This is a genomic window from Corynebacterium mendelii (genome assembly GCF_017307055.1).
Classification (GTDB): domain Bacteria; phylum Actinomycetota; class Actinomycetes; order Mycobacteriales; family Mycobacteriaceae; genus Corynebacterium; species Corynebacterium mendelii.
Window position 1 is genome coordinate 685470 of record NZ_JAFLEQ010000008.1, and the last position, 20369, is coordinate 705838.

Consider the following 20369-nt stretch of genomic DNA (forward strand, 5'->3'; position numbering starts at 1 on the left):
CGGCGGCCGGGAGGGCGGCGTGGGGCTTCAACTGACGTCGAAGGGTCGGTGTAGTAGCAGGTCAGGGTGATGAAATGGGGTGAAGTGGGCATCCTTGTTTCATTGCTGGACCGATGTTAAAGGGCGTAGGCATGGAAGTTGAAACCTATGGACCCGTAAGTTTAGGTTTGCTGGCAAAAACAGGTATTTTCCTGCGGGAAGAGTCTGTTTTTGCCGACGTGTGATCGTTTCAGGGCGGTGAGGGTGGGGGGTTGTTTCGGGGGGGATAATGTTTTGCGAAGTGGTCGACCGGGTGAACAAGCGGTGGAAGCAGGGCGCGGGATCGGATTGCGGGAGATGGGTTTGTCGGAGTGGGGGAGTCCATGGTGGTGACGTTGGGGAGGATTCTTCGTGCGGGGCGCCGCCGGCGCAAAGCCGGCGCACGGGTTTGTGACCTGCACAGGTGGCTGTTTGTGTGGGGGTGATGCCGTTTGGATCGGGTGTGTTGTTTGCCGGTGGTGTGTCCGCAGGTGCTGCGGGGGAGCGTGCCGGGAGGTGGTGGGCAACTACGCTGGTCAACCATGAACACAGATGAGCATGTTTTCGATGGTGCCGCGACAATCACGCGTTTTGGCCACACGCTGCGCCCGATCACCCTGACAAGGCCGTTGAACTGTGCTGAAGGCACGCAGGAAGAGATCGATGTCTTCGCCCGTCTGGTCACACCCCGCGGTGGGGATGATCTTCCCGTCGTCATCAAGCTGCAGGGCGGCCCGGGCTTTCCCGCACCGCGGCCGGTTGAGGCGAGCGGATGGCTTGCAACACTGCTCGAGCGCTACCGGGTGTTGCTTCTTGATCAGCGGGGAACCGGTAACTCCACGCGGTTTGACCCATCGTCGCCACATGTGGTCGGGGCCAGTGCCAGCCAGTTGGCCGGGAAACTGTGCGGGCTGCGCGCCGATGCGATCGTTGATGACTGTGAGGCGTTCCGGGACTATCTGGGTCTGGACACTGTCAGCCTGTTCGGGCAGTCCTACGGCGGTTTCATCGCCACAACCTATATGAGCCTGTATCCGCAGTCGGTAGACAAGGTTTATCTCACCGGCGGGTTACCGGCCATCAACGTTCATGTCGATGACGTCTACCGGGCCACGTACGCCAAGTTGCGGCAACGTCACCGGGAGTTTTACCGCCGGATACCGTGGGCCGAGGACCGGGTGAGGGAGATTTGCCATCATCTGGACCACAGCGACGAAAGACTCCCCGACAACAGTCGGCTGAGTTCGAGACGGTTCCGCACCATTGGTGTGGCATTGGGCCGGTGCAGCGGAATCGACAATCTGGCCTGGTTGCTGGAACAGCCCTTCCACACCACCGGCGGTGAAAAGCGTATGACCACGGCGTTTCTCGACAGTGTCGGGGCAGCGGTTTCTTTTGCCGCGGCCCCGCTGTATGCCGTGGTCCACGAGTCCATTTATGGCGGAAATGTTCCCGGTGCCACCGCTTGGTCGGCGGAGAGAATACGCCGGGAAGTCCCGGGATTCGAAGAAGATGCCGATCCCCGCAACCGGAGCGAACCGTTTTATCTCACCGGCGAACACATCTATCCGTGGCTGTTCGAGGAAGATCCGTCACTGCGCGCATTTGCTGCGGCCGCGGATATCCTGGCGGCCAAGGATGACTGGTCCCGGCTGTACAACGAGGATAATCTCGCTGCCAGCCGCGCGACAGGAGCGGCGGCCGTGTATGTCGACGATGTATTTGTTCCCATGGACCATTCACTGGCGACCGCGGATGTGATGCGCGATATGCGGCCCTGGATCACCAACCGGTTCCAGCATGACGGCATCGGCAAAGACGGTGCCGGGATTGTCGGAAAGCTCATCCACGACGTCGATGAGATGGTCTAAACAAAAACCGGGTGTTGGTTTCCCGGTGGCCGCGGAAACGGCCACCGGGGGCTGGGGGCGGGTAGAATTGCCACCGGAGGATCGTTTTTTCTGCCGGAGAAAAACCAGGAGGGTGTTTTCATGGCCGGTGACTGCGACAGTGCCGCGGGGCAGCTGACCGCCGATGAAGTGGATTTTCTCTTCGAAGTGGCTGAGGAGCACCGTGTGAGCATCGACGATGCTCCGGTGCGTGTGTTCAGCTCCTGATGCCGGGCGGCCTTGCGCCGCCGACCGCCGGCGGTGCTGTCCCGGGCCGCCGGCTACCGCCCCACCGACCCGTTGCCCAGCGGGGTGACGGGTCGTTTTGTACGGGTGGATGCCGCCCCCTGGGTCCGGGCGCGGCACAGGTTTGCCGAGACACTGGTCTGTCCGGGCGCATGCAGGGGGCTTGCCGTGCGGGCCAACACACTGTTTTCCCGCGGGTTGTTCCCGCGCCGTCGGCGACTAGGCGGTGCGGGTGCTATCGGTGTAGATTTTCCAGCCCCCCATGATCAGCGGGATTTGCAGCGGAAGCCGGATGAGGGCGATGGCTTTTTTCAGCGGGGATTTTTTCCGCCAGTTCCAGGCCATCTGGAAATTGCCGGGCCATACCGCAACCATGAGAATCGCGGTGGCCAACCCTCCCATACGGCGGGTTTTTTCTGTGCTCAACAGTGCGGCGGTGGCGATCTCCGCGACACCCGAGCCGTAGGTCCAGGCCCGCTGGCCCAGCGGCAGTTGTTCGGGAACGATTGAATCGAAGCCTTCGGGTTTGACGAAATGCATGACCCCGGCGAAGCCGAGCAGACCGATCAAAAACTTTCTCATGGTTGTCCAACCTACCTTTCTTGCAGGTTGGGTGCCGGGGATATCTGCCCGTGGTGGATGACCGCAGTTGCGCCGGTTGCACCTGACGGCATGAAGCGGGGGAGGGAAACACCGGGCAGCACGATCCCCGCCCCTTAGTCCATACCAGGGGCGGGGATGCCGGTGTGACAGCCCGCGGTGGGCGGGATGTGCGCCGGGGAGGGGGATAAGGCGCTGGATCAGGCCTTGTCGACAAGCGCGATGAACGCGCCGATCCACGGGCCGTTGTCGTTCCAGGCGCGGGCAGTGACCAGATTTCCGTCGACCACCGCATCGCCGTCGACGTAGGTGGCCCCGGCGTCGGTGACATCGGGTTCAATCATGGCGAATCCAGAGCATTCGCGGCCCTTGATCACACCGGCACGGGCCAGGATCAACGGACCGTGGCAGGTGGCCGCGATCGGCTTTCCCGCCCGGTCGAAGGCGGCGACAATATCCAGGACTGTGGTGTTCAGCCGCAGGTATTCGGGTGCGCGGCCACCGGGAATGATCAGGGCGTCATAGTCATCGGGGTTGACATCGTCGAAGGTGATGTCCGCCGGCCAGGTGTGGCCGGGTTTTTCGGTGTAGGTGTCGAAGTCGTCCACGAAATCGTGGCAGACCAACTGGATTTTGCGGTCGGTGTTGCTTGCTGCGACCACCGGTGTGTAGCCGGATTCGCGCAGCCGCTCATAGGGGTAGAGGACCTCCAGGTCCTCGCCACCGTCACCGGTGATGATCAGAATTTTTTTGCTCATGCACGTACTCGCTTTCGGTTGCGGCATCGGCGGATGTGTGTGGATGCTGGTTGAAAACAACCCCGGCCCGTTCCGCCTTCCGGCCGCAGGGTGGGGTTTGTCATTTTTTCGGGGTGAAAAAATGCGGGGCCGGTGGAGTCCACTCTAGTGACACATATCCTTCCCGGACGCCGCAGTGCCGCCGGTGGGTGTAGCGGGCGGGCATGGCCGACCGGGTGCGGGTGAAAAAAGAAAAGCGGTAAAAACAACCGTGGTGTCCTGCGGTGGGCACCCGGCACTCATCGGCTACAGGCGGTGCCGCCCCTGACAGGGCGCAGCCTGCGCGGCTGATTCGGTGGCGGACCCACCGCAGCAGTGCCTGCCGTAGGGGTGGGTGGCCGAAGAAACCGGAGTGGTGCCCGGGGCGGTGATGCCAACCACAGGCGATACGTTCCGGGGGGATGGGTTCTGGTGTGCGGGACCGTCGGGGTGCAGGCGCCGGGAAGAGATGCGTGCCGATTCGTAGAGGGGGGTATCGGGCAGATCATCGGTGTCCAATGCCGGGAAGGGATCTGTCAACGGATCGAAGCGGCCGTTGTCGTCTGCGGGGGTGTCGGTGCGGCCACGCACCACATCGGCCAACTCCGGGTGCCCCTGGTTTCCGGGGGTTTCCGCCGGGTGGGTGCCGGCCCGGTCAACCAAAGCCATAAACGGTGCCGGTGCGGCCGCAAGCGCCGGAAAAGAACCGGTGTCGGTGCGTTCAAGGAAATCACTGTGGCTGCCGGGTGCGGTGTCATCGGCGTGGTCAGTGCACAGTCCGTCACCGGCGGGGGCATTCACAGTAAACGATCCTTTCGAATGATGCTGCCTGACATGCCCGCAGCAGGCGGACGGGGTGTGCCGGGTGCCTGCGGGGCGGGTTCCTTGCTGTTTATAGTAGGGGGCCGTCGGAGGGAAAACAGCTGGGTGAAGACTAAAACCCCGAAGCTGGGGGACGATCATTGTTAGCCTTGCGTGCCGGGGTGGCACGGTAGCCGGTACCGGCTGCACCTACTGTAGTGTAGTCGAACATATAGGTGACTAAAGCAAAAGTGTTCGAATAATTGGCGGGCCGGATGCGCGGCGGCGGATTTGTTCAAGTCCCGGTGAGGGGGTCTTTCCCGCGGGTGCCGCTGCCGGGCAACGGGAAGTGCCGTTGTGGCGCCGGCTGGCGGGGATGGCTGTGGCTGCAGTGTCGCGCGAACCGGTGGCGCACAATGGTGCTACCGCGGTTCCCGCTGTTGTCTGTGCGATGGGGGCACCCCGGGATCGTTGTGTCCGGGTCTGCCCCCGGAGCGGGGGATCGGTACTGCGGTGGTGCGGATACGTGTTCGACCGTCGGCATCCGTGTTCGGCAGCCGGGGTGATGGCCACCGGGGCCGCTGCCGGTTATCCGGTGGGTTGTGCCGTGTACCCCACCTTCCCCGGGGGTGGGTAACAGCAGGTGGTCACCGTAAGATAACAAAGTGTGAAACGAACCAGACAAATTCTTGCTGCCCTTGCCGCGGTGTCTCTTCTGGCACCCATTGCCACGTCTCCGGTTATCGCCGATGACCACACCGGTGGAACCGGGACCACCACCGGTGCATCCGGAAGCGGTGTGACAACCGATGGCGACAGCGGGGACACCGGTACCGGCGGGGACACCGGTACCGGCGGGGATACCACTGGCGGGGACACTGCTGACGGGGGTGACGCCGGAGGGGATACAGCCGACGGGGACACTGCGGGTGGAGAGAAGGGCACCGGTGGTGCGGGCGCTGGTGGGCAGACAACCGGTCAACAAGACGGGGAGAGTGCTTCCGGCGGGCACAACGATGACGGTGACACAGACGGCGGTGACGGCACTCCTGCCGGGGGCGGCACTTCCGCCACCGGCACCTTGGGCGGGGATGATGATGCTGCTTCCGGCGGTGCAACCGACACCACCGGTGGGGAGGGCACGGATACACCTGACGGCCGGGATGACAGCGATGGTGATGTCTCCGACGGTCAGAACAGCGCAGACAGCGGCGAAGCGTCGTTGAGCGATGATGATTCCGCCGCCGACGACACGGCGGACAACGGTACTGCCGCGGCGGGCACCTCGCGGCGGGCACGGGGAAAGGTCTACACGCCCGCTGATTTCATCAAGGAATACGAGTCGGTGAGTCTGTGGTACAACTTCCCGACGGCCTGGTCGGGAGGGTCACTGCCGCGCAATGTCCGTGATGCTTTCCGCTTCGGTCCCACCGATGACAAGGACGTGGAGCGGTGTCTGCGGGATTTCATCGACAACAAGGACGATTACCTGCACCCGAATCCGATTTCCGGTTTCCTGTACAAAGACGCGAAAACCTTCCCCTGCCCACGGCACAGGATCACTGTTTTTGATTTTTTGGCGTCGGTGATTTTGTCGCTGATCAACGCCCTGGCGCAGGAGCCGAGCCAGTACGGCCTGTCGTCGGTGTTCAGCCCGGTCAACGAGACCCTGTCGTCACCGTCGTCGAAGATGCCGCAGGACGCATAACCGTCTGTCCCGGCGGCGGTGGACAGGGTGCAGTCCCCGGTGCGTGCCGGTGGGGTGCTGCCCGGCCGGCACGGGTGGTCTAAGCGCCCTGGTCGCCTGCGGTGTCGGTGACCCGGGGTACCGCCTCCAACAGGGTGCGGGTGAACGGGCTGCGTGGATTGTTCCACACCTGTTCCACCGGACCCTGTTCGACAATGGCGCCGTTGTTGAGAACAATCACCCCGGAACACATTTGCCGGATCACCGCCAGGTCATGGCTGACGAAGATCATTGCCAGATTGTGGTTGACCAGCACATCGGTCATCAGGTTGAGTACCTGGGCGCGCACCGACACATCCAGGGCGCTGACAGGTTCGTCGGCCAGCAGAATACGCGGCCTGACACTTAACGCGCGGGCTATGGAAATCCGCTGCCGCTGTCCCCCGGAGAACTCGTGGGGGAAACGGTTCACCGCCTCCGGGTCGATGCCGACTTCCCCCAGCACTTCGGTCACCCGCCGGGTTTTGTCCGCCGGATCCAGTCCGGCCACCCCAACCAAGGGTTCGGCGACGATATCGCCGACGGTCATCCGCGGGTTCAGGGAACTCATCGGATCCTGGAACACCATCTGCATGCAGGCGTGGGCTTTGATCAGCTCTGTTTTGTTCAGTCCGCCGCGGCCGTCGGTGATGGTGTGCCCGCTGACGGTGATGGTTCCGGTGGTCGGTGTTTGCAGTCCCGCCAGCAGTTTCAGCAGGGTGGTTTTACCCGATCCGCTGCCGCCGACGATGCCCAGCCGCTGTCCCTCGTTGAGGGTGATGGTGGTGGGGGACAACGCCTCGACCGGTGGTTTTTTCCGGCCGAACAACCCGCGGCGCACCCGGAAGGTTTTCGATATGCCTGTCGCGGTGAGTACCGGTGCGCCTTCGGCGGGAAAATCCGGCTGCGCCAGGGCGGTGCCGGGAACATAGCTGTCCCCGGCGGAATCGACGGTGAACAGATGCCCGTTGCGGTCGCGCGCCGCAAGATCACTGGCCGCCAGCAGCCCTTTGGTGTAGGTGTGGGTCGGCCGGGTGAGGATTTGTCCGATGGGGCCGCGTTCGACGATTTCACCGCCCCGCATCACCAGCACCCGCTGGCAGACATGGTTGACCAGGCCCAGATCGTGGGTGATAAACAGCAGGCCGGTGCGGTGTTTGTCGACCAGGGCGATAATCAGGTCGACGATTTGCCGCTGCACGGTTACATCCAGGGCGGTGGTCGGTTCATCGCAGATCAGCAAATCCGGATCATTGGCCAACGCCATGGCGATGAGTACCCGCTGGCGCTGCCCGCCGGACAGCTGGTGGGGATAGATCGAAAACGCGTCGGCGGCCCGGGCCAGCTGCACGTCGGTGAGAATCCGGATGGTTTTTTCCACCGCTTGTTTCCGCCCCCGCACCGTGTGGTGGTGGACCATGACTTCGGCGATTTGGTCGCCGATGGTCATCAGCGGGTTGAGGGCGGTCATCGGTTCCTGGAAAACCATGGAAATCCGTTTGCCGCGGATGGTGCGGGTGATCCGGTCGGGGGAGTCGACAATATTGCCGTCTAGCCCGTGGAGGGTGATTTCACCGGAGTCGTCCAGTCCCTCCGGGAGCAGGTCCATAATGGAAAGCGCGGTCACTGATTTTCCGGAGCCGGATTCCCCGATCAGGCCCACCCGTTCCCCGCGCCCGATGGAAAAAGTCAGGTTGCGGCAGATCGGTTCACCGGTGCGGGTGGTCACCGACAGGTTGGTGACGGTCAGCAGATCACTCATGCCTGCCCCCTGGTTGTCGGGTCGAGGTGGTCGCGCAGGCCATCGCCGAGCAGGTTGAAGCCCAAGACTGTGACCGCGATGGTCATTCCCGGCCAGAAAGCCAGCCACGGCTGGGTGCCCAGGCTTGACTGGGCGTCGTTGAGCATCCGGCCCCACGACGGGTCGGGCGGGGGAGTGCCCAGCCCCAGGAAACTCAACGCGGCTTCCGCCAGGATCGCCAGTGCAAAACCGACGGTGACCTGGACTGTCAGCATGCCGGTGAGGTTGGGCAGCACATGGTGGACGGCGATGGCCGTGCTGCTTCTGCCCGACAGCCGGGCGGCTGAGACATAGTCGCGGGTGAGAATCGACAGGGTGCCTGCCCGGGCCACCCGGGTGAAACCGGGGATGGTGGCAATACCGATGGCCACCATGGCCGATGCCGTGGAGGCGCCGAACACGGCCCCGGTGACAATGGCCAGAAGAAGCGCCGGGAACGCCAGCAGCAGGTCCGCCCCGCGCATGATCAGCTGCCCGATCCACCGGTTGCCCACGGCGGCGGCAATACCCAGCGGGGTGCCTGCCAACGCCCCGATGCCGACGGCAACAACACCGACGAACAAGGTGATGCGGGAACCGGCCATGATCCGGGACAACGTGTCGCGGCCGTAGCGGTCGGTGCCCATGAGATGGTCCACCGACGGTCCCTGCAGCCGGTCGGCCGGAATCGCGTGAATGGGATCGTAGGGGGTGTAAAACAGCGACACCACCGCCATCACGATCACGCCGGTGACGATCAGGGCGCCGACGGCGGTGGTCACCGTCGGGCGGATGCGCCGGTTGACCGGGGCTTTTGGGCTGGTGCGGGGGTGTTGTTCCGGCAGGGTCATGACAGCGGCTCCTTGCGCAGCCGGGGATCCAGGGCGGTGTAGGCGATTTCGACGGCGAAGTTCACGGCCAGGGTGGCCAGCACAAGCAGCATCACAATGGTTTGCACGGTCGGCAGATCGCGGGTGATCACCGCATCCAGCAGCATGCTTCCCAAACCGGGGATGACGAACACCCGTTCCACCACCACGGCGCCGGTGATCAGGGCGGCCAGCTGCAGGGCGGCCACCGTCATCACCGGCAGTGCGGCATTGCGCAGACCGTGGGTGAGCAGCGCCTGCCACAGGCTCAGGCCCTTCGCCCGGGCGGTGCGGATGAAATCGTCGGAGAGCACCTCCAGCACCGCGGAGCGCACATAGCGGGTCATAATCGCCGACTGCACGGCAGCCAGCGCCACCGTCGGCATGATCAGCCGCCGCACAAACTGCAGCGGATCAGCGGCCGGGGGCACCCAGCCGTTGGCCGGCAGCCATCCCAGGTGCACCGCGCACACGGTCACCAGGAGGATGGCGGCCAAAAAACTGGGGATCGCGATTCCGATCTGGCTGGCGGCGGTGATCGCGATGCCGTCGGCGTGGCGGCGGCGCATCGCGGCCCAGGTGCCCACCGGCACAGCCACCGCAATCGCCAGGGCCATGGCGGTGGTGACCAGGATCGCCGATACCGCGGCCCGGTCGGCCACCAGCGGGGATATGTTTTCCCCGCTGGTCAGCGACACCCCGAAGTCGCCGGTGGCCATGCCGCCGATCCACGAGAAATACTGCACCGCCAGCGGCTGGTCGGTGCCCAGCTGGGCGCGTTTGTCGGCCAGCAGTTCCGGGGTGGCGCCGACCCCGAGGGCGATTTCCGCCGGGTCGCCGGGGGCGATGCGCAGCAGCAGGAAAACCACCAGGCTCGCCACCCACACGGCGGCGGCGTAGCGCAGCAGATGTGTCACGATCGAACGCAGCATAGTGTCCTAGCCGTCGCTTTCCGGATCCGTTTTGACCAGGGCGGACAGATCCAGGCCGTCGGAGACCGCATTCGGGTCGATGCCTTCCACCCCGGGGGCGAACACGACAATATTCGGGTAGTTGAACACCGTGTCCGCGGCCGCCTGGTCCATGATCTCTTCGACGGCCTGTTTCATTTTCGCCGGGTACTGGTCGGGCGGGGCGGTGTCCGCGGCCGCCAACAGTTCACGCACCCGGGGGGAATCGAAACCGAGATAGTAGTCGGGGTTGCCGAACAGGGCGGGGATGTCGCGCGGTTCGATGTGCATGATGATCGACATGTCATAGTCGTGCTGCCGGTAGACCTTCGACAGCCACACCGCCGGGAATTCGGTTGATTCGATGGTCGTGTCAAAGCCGACATCGTTGAGCATGGAGACCACGATCTCGGAGACGTTTTGCGCGTACGGCCTGGACGGAACAGAGATCACCACCCGGTTGTTGGTGTCGTTGATGCCGGCTTCGGCCAAAAGCTCCCGGGCTTTGTCCGGGTTGAAGGGATAGGCGTCGGAGACGTAGTACCACGGGTCGGTCGGCGGGACCGGAACCCCGCCGGTGTCGGTGCCGTTGCCGTCCCAGGCAGTGTCGATGACCGCCTGCCGGTCGATGGCGTACATCACCGCCCGGCGGACCCTGACATCGTCAAACGGTGCCCGCCGGTTGTTCATCGACAAAAGCACCTCACCGTTGGTGCTGCCGGTTGCCACCGTGTAGATCCCCTGTGCGGTCAGCGCGTCGAGAAGCTCCGGGGACTGCATGGAATAGACCACGTCCACATCCCCGGACTGCAGGGCGTTGGTGGCCCCGGTCGGATCGGGGAAATAGCGGATGGCCACCGTCTCCGATGCCGGTGCCGGACCCCAGTAGTTGCCGCGGGCCCGCAATTCGATCGCCTGCCCGGGTGCCCACCGGGCGACCGTGAACGGCCCGGTGCCCACCGGATGGCGGTTCAGCTGCTCGTCGGTCACCCCGTCGGGGGTCATCATCGCCCCGACCATGGTGCCCATGTTCCACAACCACTCATTCGACGGCCGGGACAAGGTGACCGCCACCGTCAGCGGGTCGATGACATCCACCCGGTCGACAACCGACATCTGTTTTTTGCGTCCGTTGGTCCACGCTTCGGATGTGACCCGCTCCAGGGAGAACTTCACGCTGTCGGCATTGAACGGGGAACCGTTGGAGAAGGTGACATTCTCCCGCAGGTGGAACGTGTAGGTCATCGCGTCATCACTGATATGCCAGGACTTGGCCAGCCACGGTTGAAGGCTTCCGTCCGGGGCGATACGAACCAGGGTTTCGTAGATGTTCGCCATCATCGCCTGCGGGATGGCCGCACCCCCGGTGCGGGTGAAGTCGAGGGTTGCCGGCGCCCCGGACACCGCCACCGACACCGCCCGCGGATCCTGGGTGGTGCCGGTTTGCGTGGTCAGATGTCCCGCATGGCACGACGACACCGTCAGCGCGCCGGCCAGGGCCGCAGCGGCAAAAAGCGGGGTTATTTTGGGCAGTGCCGGGAGGTTTCCCATGGGGCACAGGGTAGCCGGTGCGGTGGTGTTATCAACAATGGGCGCTTCCCGGGCCAGGTGGGGCGGCCCGGCGGGGGAGAGGGGCCGCTAGTCGGTGACGGTGATCGTCGAGCTGATCGCCCCGATTCCCGTGACAGCGACCTCCACCACATCGCCGTGGTGGAGGAATATCTGCGGATCACGGGCGAACCCCACCCCGCCGGTGGTGCCGGTGATAATGACATCGCCCGGCGCCAGGGCAGTAAAGGAACTGATGAACTGCACCAACTGCGCCGGACCGTGCAGCAGATCGGATATCTGCGCCTGTTGCATGGTGGTGCCGTTGACCCTGGTTTCCAGCCTGGCGGATCCGGTGTCGTGATCGGCGCCGTCGGCAAGCCACGGTCCCAGGGGCGTGGAGTGCAGCAGGTTTTTCCCGGCCAGCCACTGCGGGGTGGCTTTCTGGTAATCGCGCATCGAGACATCATCGGCGATGGTGAATCCGGCGATGGCTTCCCGGGCCTGCCGGAGGGAGGGACGGAAGTTGTATCCGACGGCCCGTCCGATCACCACCGCCAGTTCGCCTTCGAAATCGAGCCGGGCGGCATTGTGGGCGGCCACCGTGATCGGGTCGAAGGGGCCGGTGAGAGTGTCGGCGAACTTGGCGAACAGGGTCGGCCGGTCCGGCAGCGGGTGGCCCATCTCCCGGATATGGCTGGTGTAGTTCAGCCCGCAGCAGAAGATTTTTTTCGGCTGCCCGACCACCGGGGCGATCTGTGCCCTGCTGACCGTGGTCTCCCCGGTGACGGTGAAACCGGCCCGCTCAATATCGGTGATGCGTGCACCGCGGCCGATCAGGCCCGCCGCACACAAATGCCCGACATCGCGCACCGCCGGAATCAGACGGACCCTGACCGGTTCCTCCGCGCCGATCGCCCGGCCATCGGTGGCCCGCGGGTCGGTGACGACAGCGGCGCAGGTACCGGTGCCGGTGGCAGTGGCGGTGTGGCGGATCGTCGCAAAGAGCATGCCCCGATTATCACCCAAGCCTGTTTCGTCCCGCCAGCGGTGGATGCAACAATGGTCGTCATGTCGGCGGTGGTCAACGGATATGCGGTGGTGGCTGTGGTGGTCGCTGTCGGTGTCCTTGTCGCGCGGTGGAATGTGTTGGGGCCATCCGCCCGGCAGATGCTCAACAGGTTCGCTTTTGTGGTGGCCACCCCGGCGCTGCTTGTCGATGTGATCACCTCCGCCGGGCAGCCGGTCGCCGACGGCCGCCGTCTGGCGGTGATCGCCGCCAGCGCCCTGGTCACCGGGGCGGTGGTGTATGTGGCGGTGCGCCGGGTGATCGGGCTTGACCGGACGCAGTCGGTTATCGCCATGCTGGCCTCCAGCTACGTCAATTCGGCGAATCTGGGTATTCCCCTGGCGGTCTATGTTCTCGGCGACGCCGCCGCCGTGATCCCGGTTCTGGTTTTCCAGGTCGCTTTCTACGGACCGGTGGCACTGGCGGTGCTCGATGTGCTGTCCGGCAACCGTCAGGCCCGCCCGGTGATGCGGTTTGCCGCCCCGCTGCGCAACCCTATTGTGCTGGCCGCCGCCTGCGGGGTGGGGGTGGCGGCCACCGGCGGCAGCCTGCCGCCGGTGGTGGCCGAAGCGGTGCACATGATCGGTGGTGCGGCGGTGCCGGTGGCGCTGATTGTGTTCGGTATGGCCGTGGCGGAACCGCCGTATCTTCCCCAGGGCCCCAACAGGCAGGCTGTGGCGGTGGCCACGGCCGCGAAATGTCTTCTCCACCCGGCGGTTGCCGGGGTCATTGCGGTGGCGGTGTTCGGTGTCACCGGACGGGAGCTGGTCACCGCCATGGTCCTGGCCGCGCTTCCTACCGCGCAGAACGTCTACATCTATGCCGGGCAGTACGGCACCGGTCAGCAGCTGGCCCGGGACACCGCGGTGGTGACCACACTGGCGGCCATCCCGGTACTGATGGCGATCACGGTGCTGGTGCCGGGGGCGTGAACGCAATATGCACGATTCGGTTACAGCTTGGGGTGTATCCGGCCACACCGGCTCTCGGCAGGCTGGCTGCGGTGCATAATCGTCGCCAGCACACCCGCCGGGCGGGCCAGTGGCACGAGCCGATCATTTGTCGCCGACTTTCGGGAGGACCCTCCATGGACACGACACCACCGTTGGTGATCAGACGCTCGACCGGATCGCTGTGCCGGTCGCGGGCGACCGTCAGTTTTGTGCTGTTCGCCGTGGCGATGGCCTGTGTGTCGGTGGTCAGCTGGAATGTGCGTGCCGGAGCCGGGCACTACCAGCAGGCGGTGCTGTTCGGGGTGTCCGCCCTGTCGCTGGGGGCGATTGTGCTGGTGCTGTTCGCCGCCACCCTGTGGTGGGTCAGGCAGCGCACACCGCTGGCGGTGATCGGCGACGACCGGGTGACCATAGCCCGCACCGGGGCCAGCATCGCCACCGACACAATCGGTGCCGTACGCCTGTGGACCCAGCAGTACCCGGGGAAAACCGTCCACTATGCGGAGTTCGTGCCTCATGCCGCATCCCACAACCGGCGGCTGTCGGTGACCATCGGCAAAGACAACAAAGGCGCCATTGTCACCGAAGCCAATGACCGGCTGACCGTGGAGATGCCCCACGGCACCCGTCCCGCGCCCGAGGATTTGGCCAACCAGTTGCGCCACCGCCTGCCGCAGGCAACCGTGACGATGATCCGCCCCTGAAAAACCGCGCACCGGGCAACACCGGTGGCACTGGCCACCCCCGGCCCATACTGCGTTGCGCTGCACCCGGAACCGGCCCGACCCGCCGGGGCAACGGGGACAGCGCCCCGCCCCCGCCGGATGCGGGGGCGGGGCAGGGGGGAGGGTCTTTGTTGAAAAAAACAACTCCCCGCCTGTGGCACGCGGGTGTGACACGGTGCCGCAGGCGGGGAGAAAGTCAGGTCAGTGGCTGTGGGGCGGGGTTTATTTTTCCGTGGGCGCGGAGTCTGATTGCGACAGCGACTGGTGGTGGGACTGCGCCGTGGAGATCGCCTCATCGAGGGCTTTGAGCCGGGCTTTGGCTTCCGCGCGTTCGCAATGCAGGGCCGCCAGCCGGTGATCGACCTGGTCGAGTTTGTCCGGGCCGTCGGCGCCGGGCCTGTCCGGATGTTCGATCAACACCGCTTCTTCCAGCGCTTCCACATCGCGGTGTCCGCCGCGCAGTTCCGCTTCCAGCTGGTGTTCCCCGCCGACCGGTACCGCCCGGACCGGGCGCAGCACCAGATCCAGCACGTAACCGGCCGCCGCGCCCACCAGGCTGGGAACCACCCAACCCAAATCCTGCTCATGGGCCGGGGACCAGTCGATGATCGGACTGATGATGCCGGGGGCGATATCCAGGCTCAGGGCGGTCATCAGGGCCGACCAGACAACCGCGACAAACAGGGCGATACGGAAAGCCCAGTACAGCTTGCGGCGGAACACCGGTTCGATGAGGGTCAAAAACACCAGGGTGATCGCCGCCGGGTAGAGGAAACCGATGATCGGCCCGGCGATGGCCAGCACCTGCTGCAGGCCCAGAGTGGACACCCCCAGCGAAATCAGGGCGAACACCACCGCCCAGGTCCGGTAGCTGACCGAGGGGACGATGCGGTGGAAAAACTCACTGGTCGCACCGATCAGGCCGGCCGCGGTCGACAGGCAGGCCAGCAGCACAATCAGTCCGAAAACAATCATGCCGGGAGTACCCATGGTCGTCTGGGCGGCGTGGGTGAGAAGCGCGGCCCCGTCGGGGAAGGCGCCCGGGTTGTCGACTTTCTGTCCGATCATGCCCAGACCGACGTAGATGACCGCCAGCAGCGCACCGGCAATGATCGCCGCCGCGCCTACCCCGCGCACCAGCACCGGGCCGTTGGGAACACCCTTGTAGCGCAGCGAGGAAACAATCATGATGCCGAAGGCCAGTGCCGCCAGCGAATCCATGGTCATGTATCCCTTGATCAGTCCGGCCGACATCGGGTGATCGGTGTAGACCCCGGAGACCTCACCGGGGTTGCCGGGCAGGTTCACCATCGACAGCACCACCAACACAACCAGCAGGGCCAGCAGGCAGGGGGTGAGGTATTTGCCGAGCTTGTCCACCAGGCCGGACGGGTCGAAAGCCAGGGCCAGGGCGATGGCGAAGTAGACCGCCGCAAAGATCACCGCGGCGGTGGTCGAATCGTATCCGGTGATCGGGGTGACCGCGGTGGAGAAACTGACCACCGCGGTGCGCGGCAGCGCATAGAAGGCGCCGATGGCCAGATACACCAGCACCGGGAACATCAGGCCGAAGATCTTGCCGCCCCGGTGCGCCAGGTCGTAGATGTCGTTGCCGGTGATGGCCACCGCAATGACACTGATCACCGGCAGAGCCACACCGGCCAGCAGAAAGCCGGTGATCGCCGGTGCGAAGGACGTCCCGGCTTCCGCGCCGAGCATCGGCGGGAAAATCAGGTTTCCGGCGCCGAAAAACATCGAAAACAGCATTAAAGCCGCGATGGTGACAGAGGCGGCGATGGTGGGGGACTTTGTGGGGGCCGTGGTCCCGGTGGTCATGGAAATTTTTCCTGTCGCTGGGAAGGTTGTCGCATACCCGCCGGACACGGCTCCCGCCCCCCGTCCGATACGGATGGGGATATTGCCGGAAAGTGTCCACTGTGTGGGATGCAAAAACTGTATAATGGGATTGGTTTGGGAAAACAGGTGACAGTATATCCGTTCGGACACTGAAAGTGCCCGTGTTTGCCCGAATTGTGTCCTGTCAGCCCGGCACGTTAGCACGTTCCCACCGGTTGGCCACATTCCGAGTCATGCCCGGCCGGTTGTTTTCCGGGCAGCTCACCCGGGCAGCCGGGAATGTTTTTTCACCGCATCAGCCATCCGGTCGACCGCTTCGGCGAGGGTATCGCGCCGGCAGGCGAAGTTGATGCGGGCGTGATGCTCACCGCCGTCACCGAAACACGTCCCCTCATTCAGGGCCACCCGGGCCTGCCGGAGGAAAAACGCGGCGGGACTGTCGGCCACCGGGGTGTCCGAGAAATCGATCCACGACAGATACGAGGCCTCCGGGGTGGTGACCGTGGCCCCGGCAATGGCCTCCGGGAGAGTCCTGGCCAACCAGTCCCGGTTGCCTTTCAGATACTCCAGCTGCCGGTCGAGGAAACTCAGCGGCGCGGTGTAACAGGCTTCGGCGGCAACCAGCCCCAGGGTGGAAAACCCCTCCCGGAAATAGGGTTCAAGACCGTCGAAGACTTCCACATCCCCGGGATTGGTGAAAATGATCTGGGCGCATTTCAGCCCGGCCACATTCCACGCCTTCGACCCTGCGGTCAGCGTGATCGTCACCGCGGCAGCGGTGTCACTGACCGACGCCATGGCCACATGCGGCCGGTCATAGACCAGCGGGCAGTGGATTTCATCGCTGATGATCCGCGCCCCGTGCCGGGCGGCCGATTCGGCCAACTCCCGCAGCAGCTGCGGGGAATGGGTCAAACCCAGCGGATTGTGCGGATTGCACAAAATCAGGCAGCCCGCGCCCTTTTTGAACAGGGAGTCGATATGGTCGACATCCGGCTCCAGCCGGCCGTCGGCGCCGGGAATATAGGTGGTGGTCATCGTCATCCTGCCCGCCATCGGCCCCAGCCTCAGAAACGGCGGATACGCCGGAACCGCCACCACCACCGGGCTGTCCGGGCGGGTGAAATGCCTGATCGCCAGAAGCAGCCCGCCAACCACATCGGCGGTCGGCCGGACAAAATCAGGATTGACCGCAAAACCGTGGCGGGCGGCGGAAAACTCCGCCAGGGCCTTCTCCATGCGGCCATCAGGGGCCGGGTAACCGAAACGCTCCTGCTCGACAGCCCCGGACAGGGCATCGACAATATGCGGGCAGGTGGCGAAATCGGATTCAGCCACCCACAACGGCAACACATCATCCGGGTAGGCCGTCCATTTGACGGTGGCACGGCGGCGCAGCACATCGAGACCGGGAAGATTCATGCCCAAAGAATAGACAACCGGCGCGCCGGTCCGCCGCGCCGGGGACGATAAGGCAAAATACCCCCACCGGCCCCAACCGGGCTAGCCTTGAGACCACAACATCCATCCCTTTTCCCGACCCGCTGGAGCAAACCACCGTGGCAGATAACAACCGGCTGCGGCGCAGTGCCACCGGGGCGGCGCTCGGCCTGGTCGGCCTGGCCGCGTCCGCCACCACCGGCTGCACCGCCATCCACGACTTCATGAACGAGGACCGCGCGCCCCTGGTGGCCACCGTCGCCCCCATACCGGAAGCCGATGAAGGCCAACCCACCAGTTCCTTCGTTCCGGCACCACCGGTTCCCACAACAGTGACCGAAAGCCTGGTCAGCCAGCCCCCGGTCGACGACGCCCAACTCAACTGCACCTGGCGGTTGCAGTCACTGGCCTACGGCAACCTGCGCGGTGGGGTGGTGCACCTGATGATCACCAACAACAATCCCGTGCCGCTGCCGCCGTCGGCCATTCCGGAACCCGTACTGGTGGTGCGCAACCCGCAGGGGGAGGAAACCGTCATCGATCTGCTCGATGAACAAAGCTCCGGGATCGTCAACGGGCTGGATGTGCCGCTGGGGCCGCATGCGACCACCACCATCTCCTACGCGGTGGACACCACCCCGCCCAATGCCTACGACGCCACACTGACCATCGGGGACGTCAGCTGGCAGGGAAACCTCGGGCAGGTCTAGCCCACGCCGGTGGTTACCCCCCCATCCGGGGACAACACCCGTGCCGTCAGCCCGGTAACCGCCCGGCGGTCAACCACCCCCGCCGGCGATCCGTTAAGAAGGTGAAAAACCGCAGGCAAAAATAGATTTTGCCGGTTGTGGCGGGGGTGCCTGAAATGGGGTGATTGAACCAATCACGCCCCAACCCGGTCCTAACACCCCGAGTACGGCACCCGGCGATCCGCACGATCGCACCCTGTGCCGGCGACGGTGTTTGTTTTTTTCATCAGACCCCGGTAACCCACAGTCAGTCACCCTCCCCTGTATCCCGGCTGGCGGGAACGTTACCCACGGGACATCCACCGCCGTCGACCACAGGACGCGCCCACCGCGGCCGTCGGGGTCCCATCCGGTACCGGTCCACCGGCCGGCGGCGAGCTGTGTGTTCGGGCATCACCTGCCCTTGTCCGCGAACCGCCGGTTGCGTTGATGACCGGATGGGACAGGCCGTACCGCGCCGGGGTGCGGCGGAACCGGGTACGGCAACGTTCCGGCCCACCCCAGCACCCGGAAGAAACGGTGGCAGAAGGCCGCACCACAAAAATGGCGGTGGCCGCATCCTGCCGATATCCCCATTCCCACGCCCGGAGCACACGATGACACCTTTGGAACTACAGATGGACCCGCCCGCAGTTCGGGCAGTGGCCGCGAAACTGGACAGAGCGGCCGCCGCGGTACGCCACGCCCCCACCATGGGCAGTGCATTGACCGCGGCCTGGTCACCGCTGCCCCAACTGCAGGCGGTCGGTGCCTGCTACCAGCAGGCATTCGACACCGCGCCCGGATCGCTGCGCGCAACCATGACCACCATCGCCGATCAACTCGACTGGATGGCGGCGGCGCTGACCACAACCATCGACATGTTCGAAACCCACGACCATGCGTTCGCCCGCGCCCTGGACCAGCTGGAAAAAGGCAGCGTCACCGCCCCGTCGACCGCCACCATTGCACCCCGCCCGGCCGAACTGTTCCCGCCACTGGTGCAGCTGCCGCCGGTGGCCGGTCCGCCGATCGGGGTCACGGAACTGATCACCGCGCTGAAAAGCACCCAGCAGGCGGCGGCGGAAGCCGCCGCCGACCAGTGGCGCACCGTCGGTGTCAGCGTCGGCGAAGTATCGGCAACCCTGACCGAGGCGGCCACCGGGTTGCGCGCCGGGGCTTCCGGTGGGGTCTACGACAAAGTGGCCGCCAATATCCGCCGGATCGCCGCCACCACATCGACGGTGTCGGCCAATGCCCTGCGGGTGGCCGCCACCGCGCAGCGCCTGGCGCTGCTGCCACCGCCGCTGATCGCCGCCCTGATGGCTGTGAAAACCTCGATCGAGGCGTTCTACGCGCCCGTGCCGATGGCAATCCCACCGGCGCTGCACGCCGCGGGCGCCGCATTCGGGACCAGCGTGATCACCCCGCTGGCTATCGCCCACATTCCCCCGGTGGTGGCTTTCACCAGCACCAGCCGCCCCCACCTGTCGTTGCCGGGGATGCTCACCAGCTTCCTCAGCTCCATCGGTGCCGCCGGGAAAACAACGGTCGGGCCGATCGCCGCCCTTGTCGGTGACACCTGTGAACGCATCGGTGTGCCCCACGACCGCGGCACAACCGAAAAACAGGTCGAAGACGCCATCACCGAATACCAGAAAGAGCACAACAACATCACCCGCGGGGTGGATGACCGGCTGGGTGCCCGCAGGGTGGAATCACTGGCCACCGCCGCCCAATCCTCCGGGTTCATCTCCCCGTCGATGCTGACCGGCGGGGTGGCCGGGCCGCCGTCGGCGCCGACGGGCATTCCCGGCGGGGAACTGGCCCGCACCGTCGGCCGCCTGGTCAGCCAGGCTGCTCCCGTCACCCGGATGCTGCCGGGCCTTGTCGGCGGGCTGATCAACAGCCAGACGATGCCGAAAGCGGTGTCCCTGCCCACCTATGGCGATGCCCTGAAATCCAGTCAGGCTGTGGGCGGGCGGCTGGGCGGCAGCCACTACAATCCCGCCGCCGGTGGCGACACCGCCGGTGCAACCGCCCGGGACGGTGGCGCGATGGTTCCCCCGGGTGGCCCGGGGGCAGGCCGGGACAGCCGGAACAGAACCCATTCCGGCGGGGAGGTCGGCGCCGACATCGACCAGCCCGACCGCGGCAGCAGCCACCTGAAGAGCTTGAGCTCGGCCGGAATGATGTTTCCGCCGGGCGGTACCGGGGCGCTGCGCAATGGCGCAAAGATATTCGATCCGTCCACGGTGGGTACCGTCCAGGCGGGCATGGGGCCACTTCCCGGCCCCGGGTCGGCCTCCCTGCCGGCATCCGGGTCACTCGGCGGTTTCGGCCCCGGTGCGGGCACGGCGGTCGGCGGGCCTCCCACGGCCCCGCCCACCGGAA

17 protein-coding genes are annotated in these 20369 nt (G+C 65.3%); 7 read left to right on the top strand and 10 right to left on the bottom strand.

The features are described 5' to 3' along the window. The first annotated feature begins 560 nt into the window (after positions 1-560). On the top strand, positions 561-1889 hold the full coding sequence (locus JZY06_RS06190; RefSeq protein WP_207119203.1) for an alpha/beta fold hydrolase: 1329 nt from the start codon (positions 561-563) through the stop codon (positions 1887-1889). A 120-nt stretch (positions 1890-2009) separates the two neighbouring features. After that, positions 2010-2135 (top strand): hypothetical protein, encoded by a 126-nt coding sequence (locus tag JZY06_RS12435; protein WP_255568457.1) that lies wholly within the window; start codon positions 2010-2012, stop codon positions 2133-2135. A gap of 237 nt (positions 2136-2372) precedes the next feature. On the opposite strand, the gene JZY06_RS06195 is transcribed toward JZY06_RS12435, so the two are convergent. From JZY06_RS06195 to JZY06_RS06205, 3 genes are all read right to left on the bottom strand, one after another. Next, positions 2373-2735 (bottom strand): DoxX family protein, encoded by a 363-nt coding sequence (locus JZY06_RS06195; RefSeq protein WP_207119205.1) that lies wholly within the window; start codon positions 2733-2735, stop codon positions 2373-2375. Between the two features lie 218 nt (positions 2736-2953). Next, entirely contained in the window at positions 2954-3511 is a 558-nt protein-coding gene (locus tag JZY06_RS06200) for a DJ-1/PfpI family protein (RefSeq protein ID WP_207119207.1), read from the bottom strand. 285 nt (positions 3512-3796) lie between these two features. Beyond that, entirely contained in the window at positions 3797-4330 is a 534-nt protein-coding gene (locus tag JZY06_RS06205; RefSeq protein ID WP_207119209.1) for a hypothetical protein, read from the bottom strand. Between the two features lie 667 nt (positions 4331-4997). On the opposite strand from JZY06_RS06205, the gene JZY06_RS06210 reads away from it, so the two are divergent. Continuing rightward, positions 4998-6038 carry a hypothetical protein gene (locus JZY06_RS06210; RefSeq protein WP_207119211.1) on the top strand — a complete coding sequence of 347 codons (1041 nt, stop codon included), beginning with the start codon at positions 4998-5000 and terminating at the stop codon, positions 6036-6038. A 79-nt stretch (positions 6039-6117) separates the two neighbouring features. Here JZY06_RS06210 and JZY06_RS06215 read toward each other — a convergent pair whose 3' ends face one another. From JZY06_RS06215 to JZY06_RS06235, 5 genes are all read right to left on the bottom strand, one after another. Next, entirely contained in the window at positions 6118-7818 is a 1701-nt protein-coding gene (locus JZY06_RS06215; protein ID WP_207119213.1) for a dipeptide ABC transporter ATP-binding protein, read from the bottom strand. After that, complete coding sequence (locus JZY06_RS06220) at positions 7815-8573, bottom strand: ABC transporter permease (RefSeq protein WP_242516781.1); 759 nt, start codon at positions 8571-8573, stop codon at positions 7815-7817. Before JZY06_RS06220 ends, JZY06_RS06215 begins: the two co-directional genes overlap by 4 nt. 110 nt (positions 8574-8683) lie before the next feature. Next, positions 8684-9637, bottom strand: a complete 954-nt coding sequence (locus JZY06_RS06225; RefSeq protein ID WP_207119217.1) for an ABC transporter permease — start codon at positions 9635-9637, stop codon at positions 8684-8686. 6 nt (positions 9638-9643) lie between these two features. After that, on the bottom strand, positions 9644-11206 hold the full coding sequence (locus JZY06_RS06230) for an ABC transporter substrate-binding protein (RefSeq protein WP_207119219.1): 1563 nt from the start codon (positions 11204-11206) through the stop codon (positions 9644-9646). Positions 11207-11293: 87 nt separating this feature from the next. Continuing rightward, the gene (locus tag JZY06_RS06235) at positions 11294-12214 is read right to left on the bottom strand and encodes a fumarylacetoacetate hydrolase family protein (RefSeq protein WP_207119221.1); all 921 of its coding nucleotides are present in this window, start codon (positions 12212-12214) and stop codon (positions 11294-11296) included. On the opposite strand from JZY06_RS06235, the gene JZY06_RS06240 reads away from it, so the two are divergent. Continuing rightward, positions 12191-13204 carry an AEC family transporter gene (locus JZY06_RS06240; protein ID WP_207119223.1) on the top strand — a complete coding sequence of 338 codons (1014 nt, stop codon included), beginning with the start codon at positions 12191-12193 and terminating at the stop codon, positions 13202-13204. The genes JZY06_RS06235 and JZY06_RS06240 overlap by 24 nt on opposite strands. 155 nt (positions 13205-13359) lie before the next feature. Then, a complete protein-coding gene (locus tag JZY06_RS06245; protein ID WP_207119225.1) occupies positions 13360-13929 on the top strand; it encodes a hypothetical protein in 570 nt (189 codons plus the stop codon). A gap of 243 nt (positions 13930-14172) precedes the next feature. Here JZY06_RS06245 and brnQ read toward each other — a convergent pair whose 3' ends face one another. Continuing rightward, complete coding sequence (brnQ, locus tag JZY06_RS06250) at positions 14173-15786, bottom strand: branched-chain amino acid transport system II carrier protein (protein ID WP_207119227.1); 1614 nt, start codon at positions 15784-15786, stop codon at positions 14173-14175. A 282-nt stretch (positions 15787-16068) separates the two neighbouring features. Next, a complete protein-coding gene (locus tag JZY06_RS06255; protein WP_207119229.1) occupies positions 16069-17229 on the bottom strand; it encodes a MalY/PatB family protein in 1161 nt (386 codons plus the stop codon). Positions 17230-17366: 137 nt separating this feature from the next. Here JZY06_RS06255 and JZY06_RS06260 point away from each other — a divergent pair, with 137 nt between their 5' ends. Both JZY06_RS06260 and JZY06_RS06265 read left to right on the top strand, forming a co-directional pair. Further along, positions 17367-17957, top strand: a complete 591-nt coding sequence (locus tag JZY06_RS06260; protein ID WP_207119231.1) for a hypothetical protein — start codon at positions 17367-17369, stop codon at positions 17955-17957. Between the two features lie 656 nt (positions 17958-18613). Then, positions 18614-20369, top strand: a 1756-nt coding sequence (locus JZY06_RS06265) for a type VII secretion target (protein ID WP_207278668.1), incomplete at its 3' end; no start/stop codon positions are given.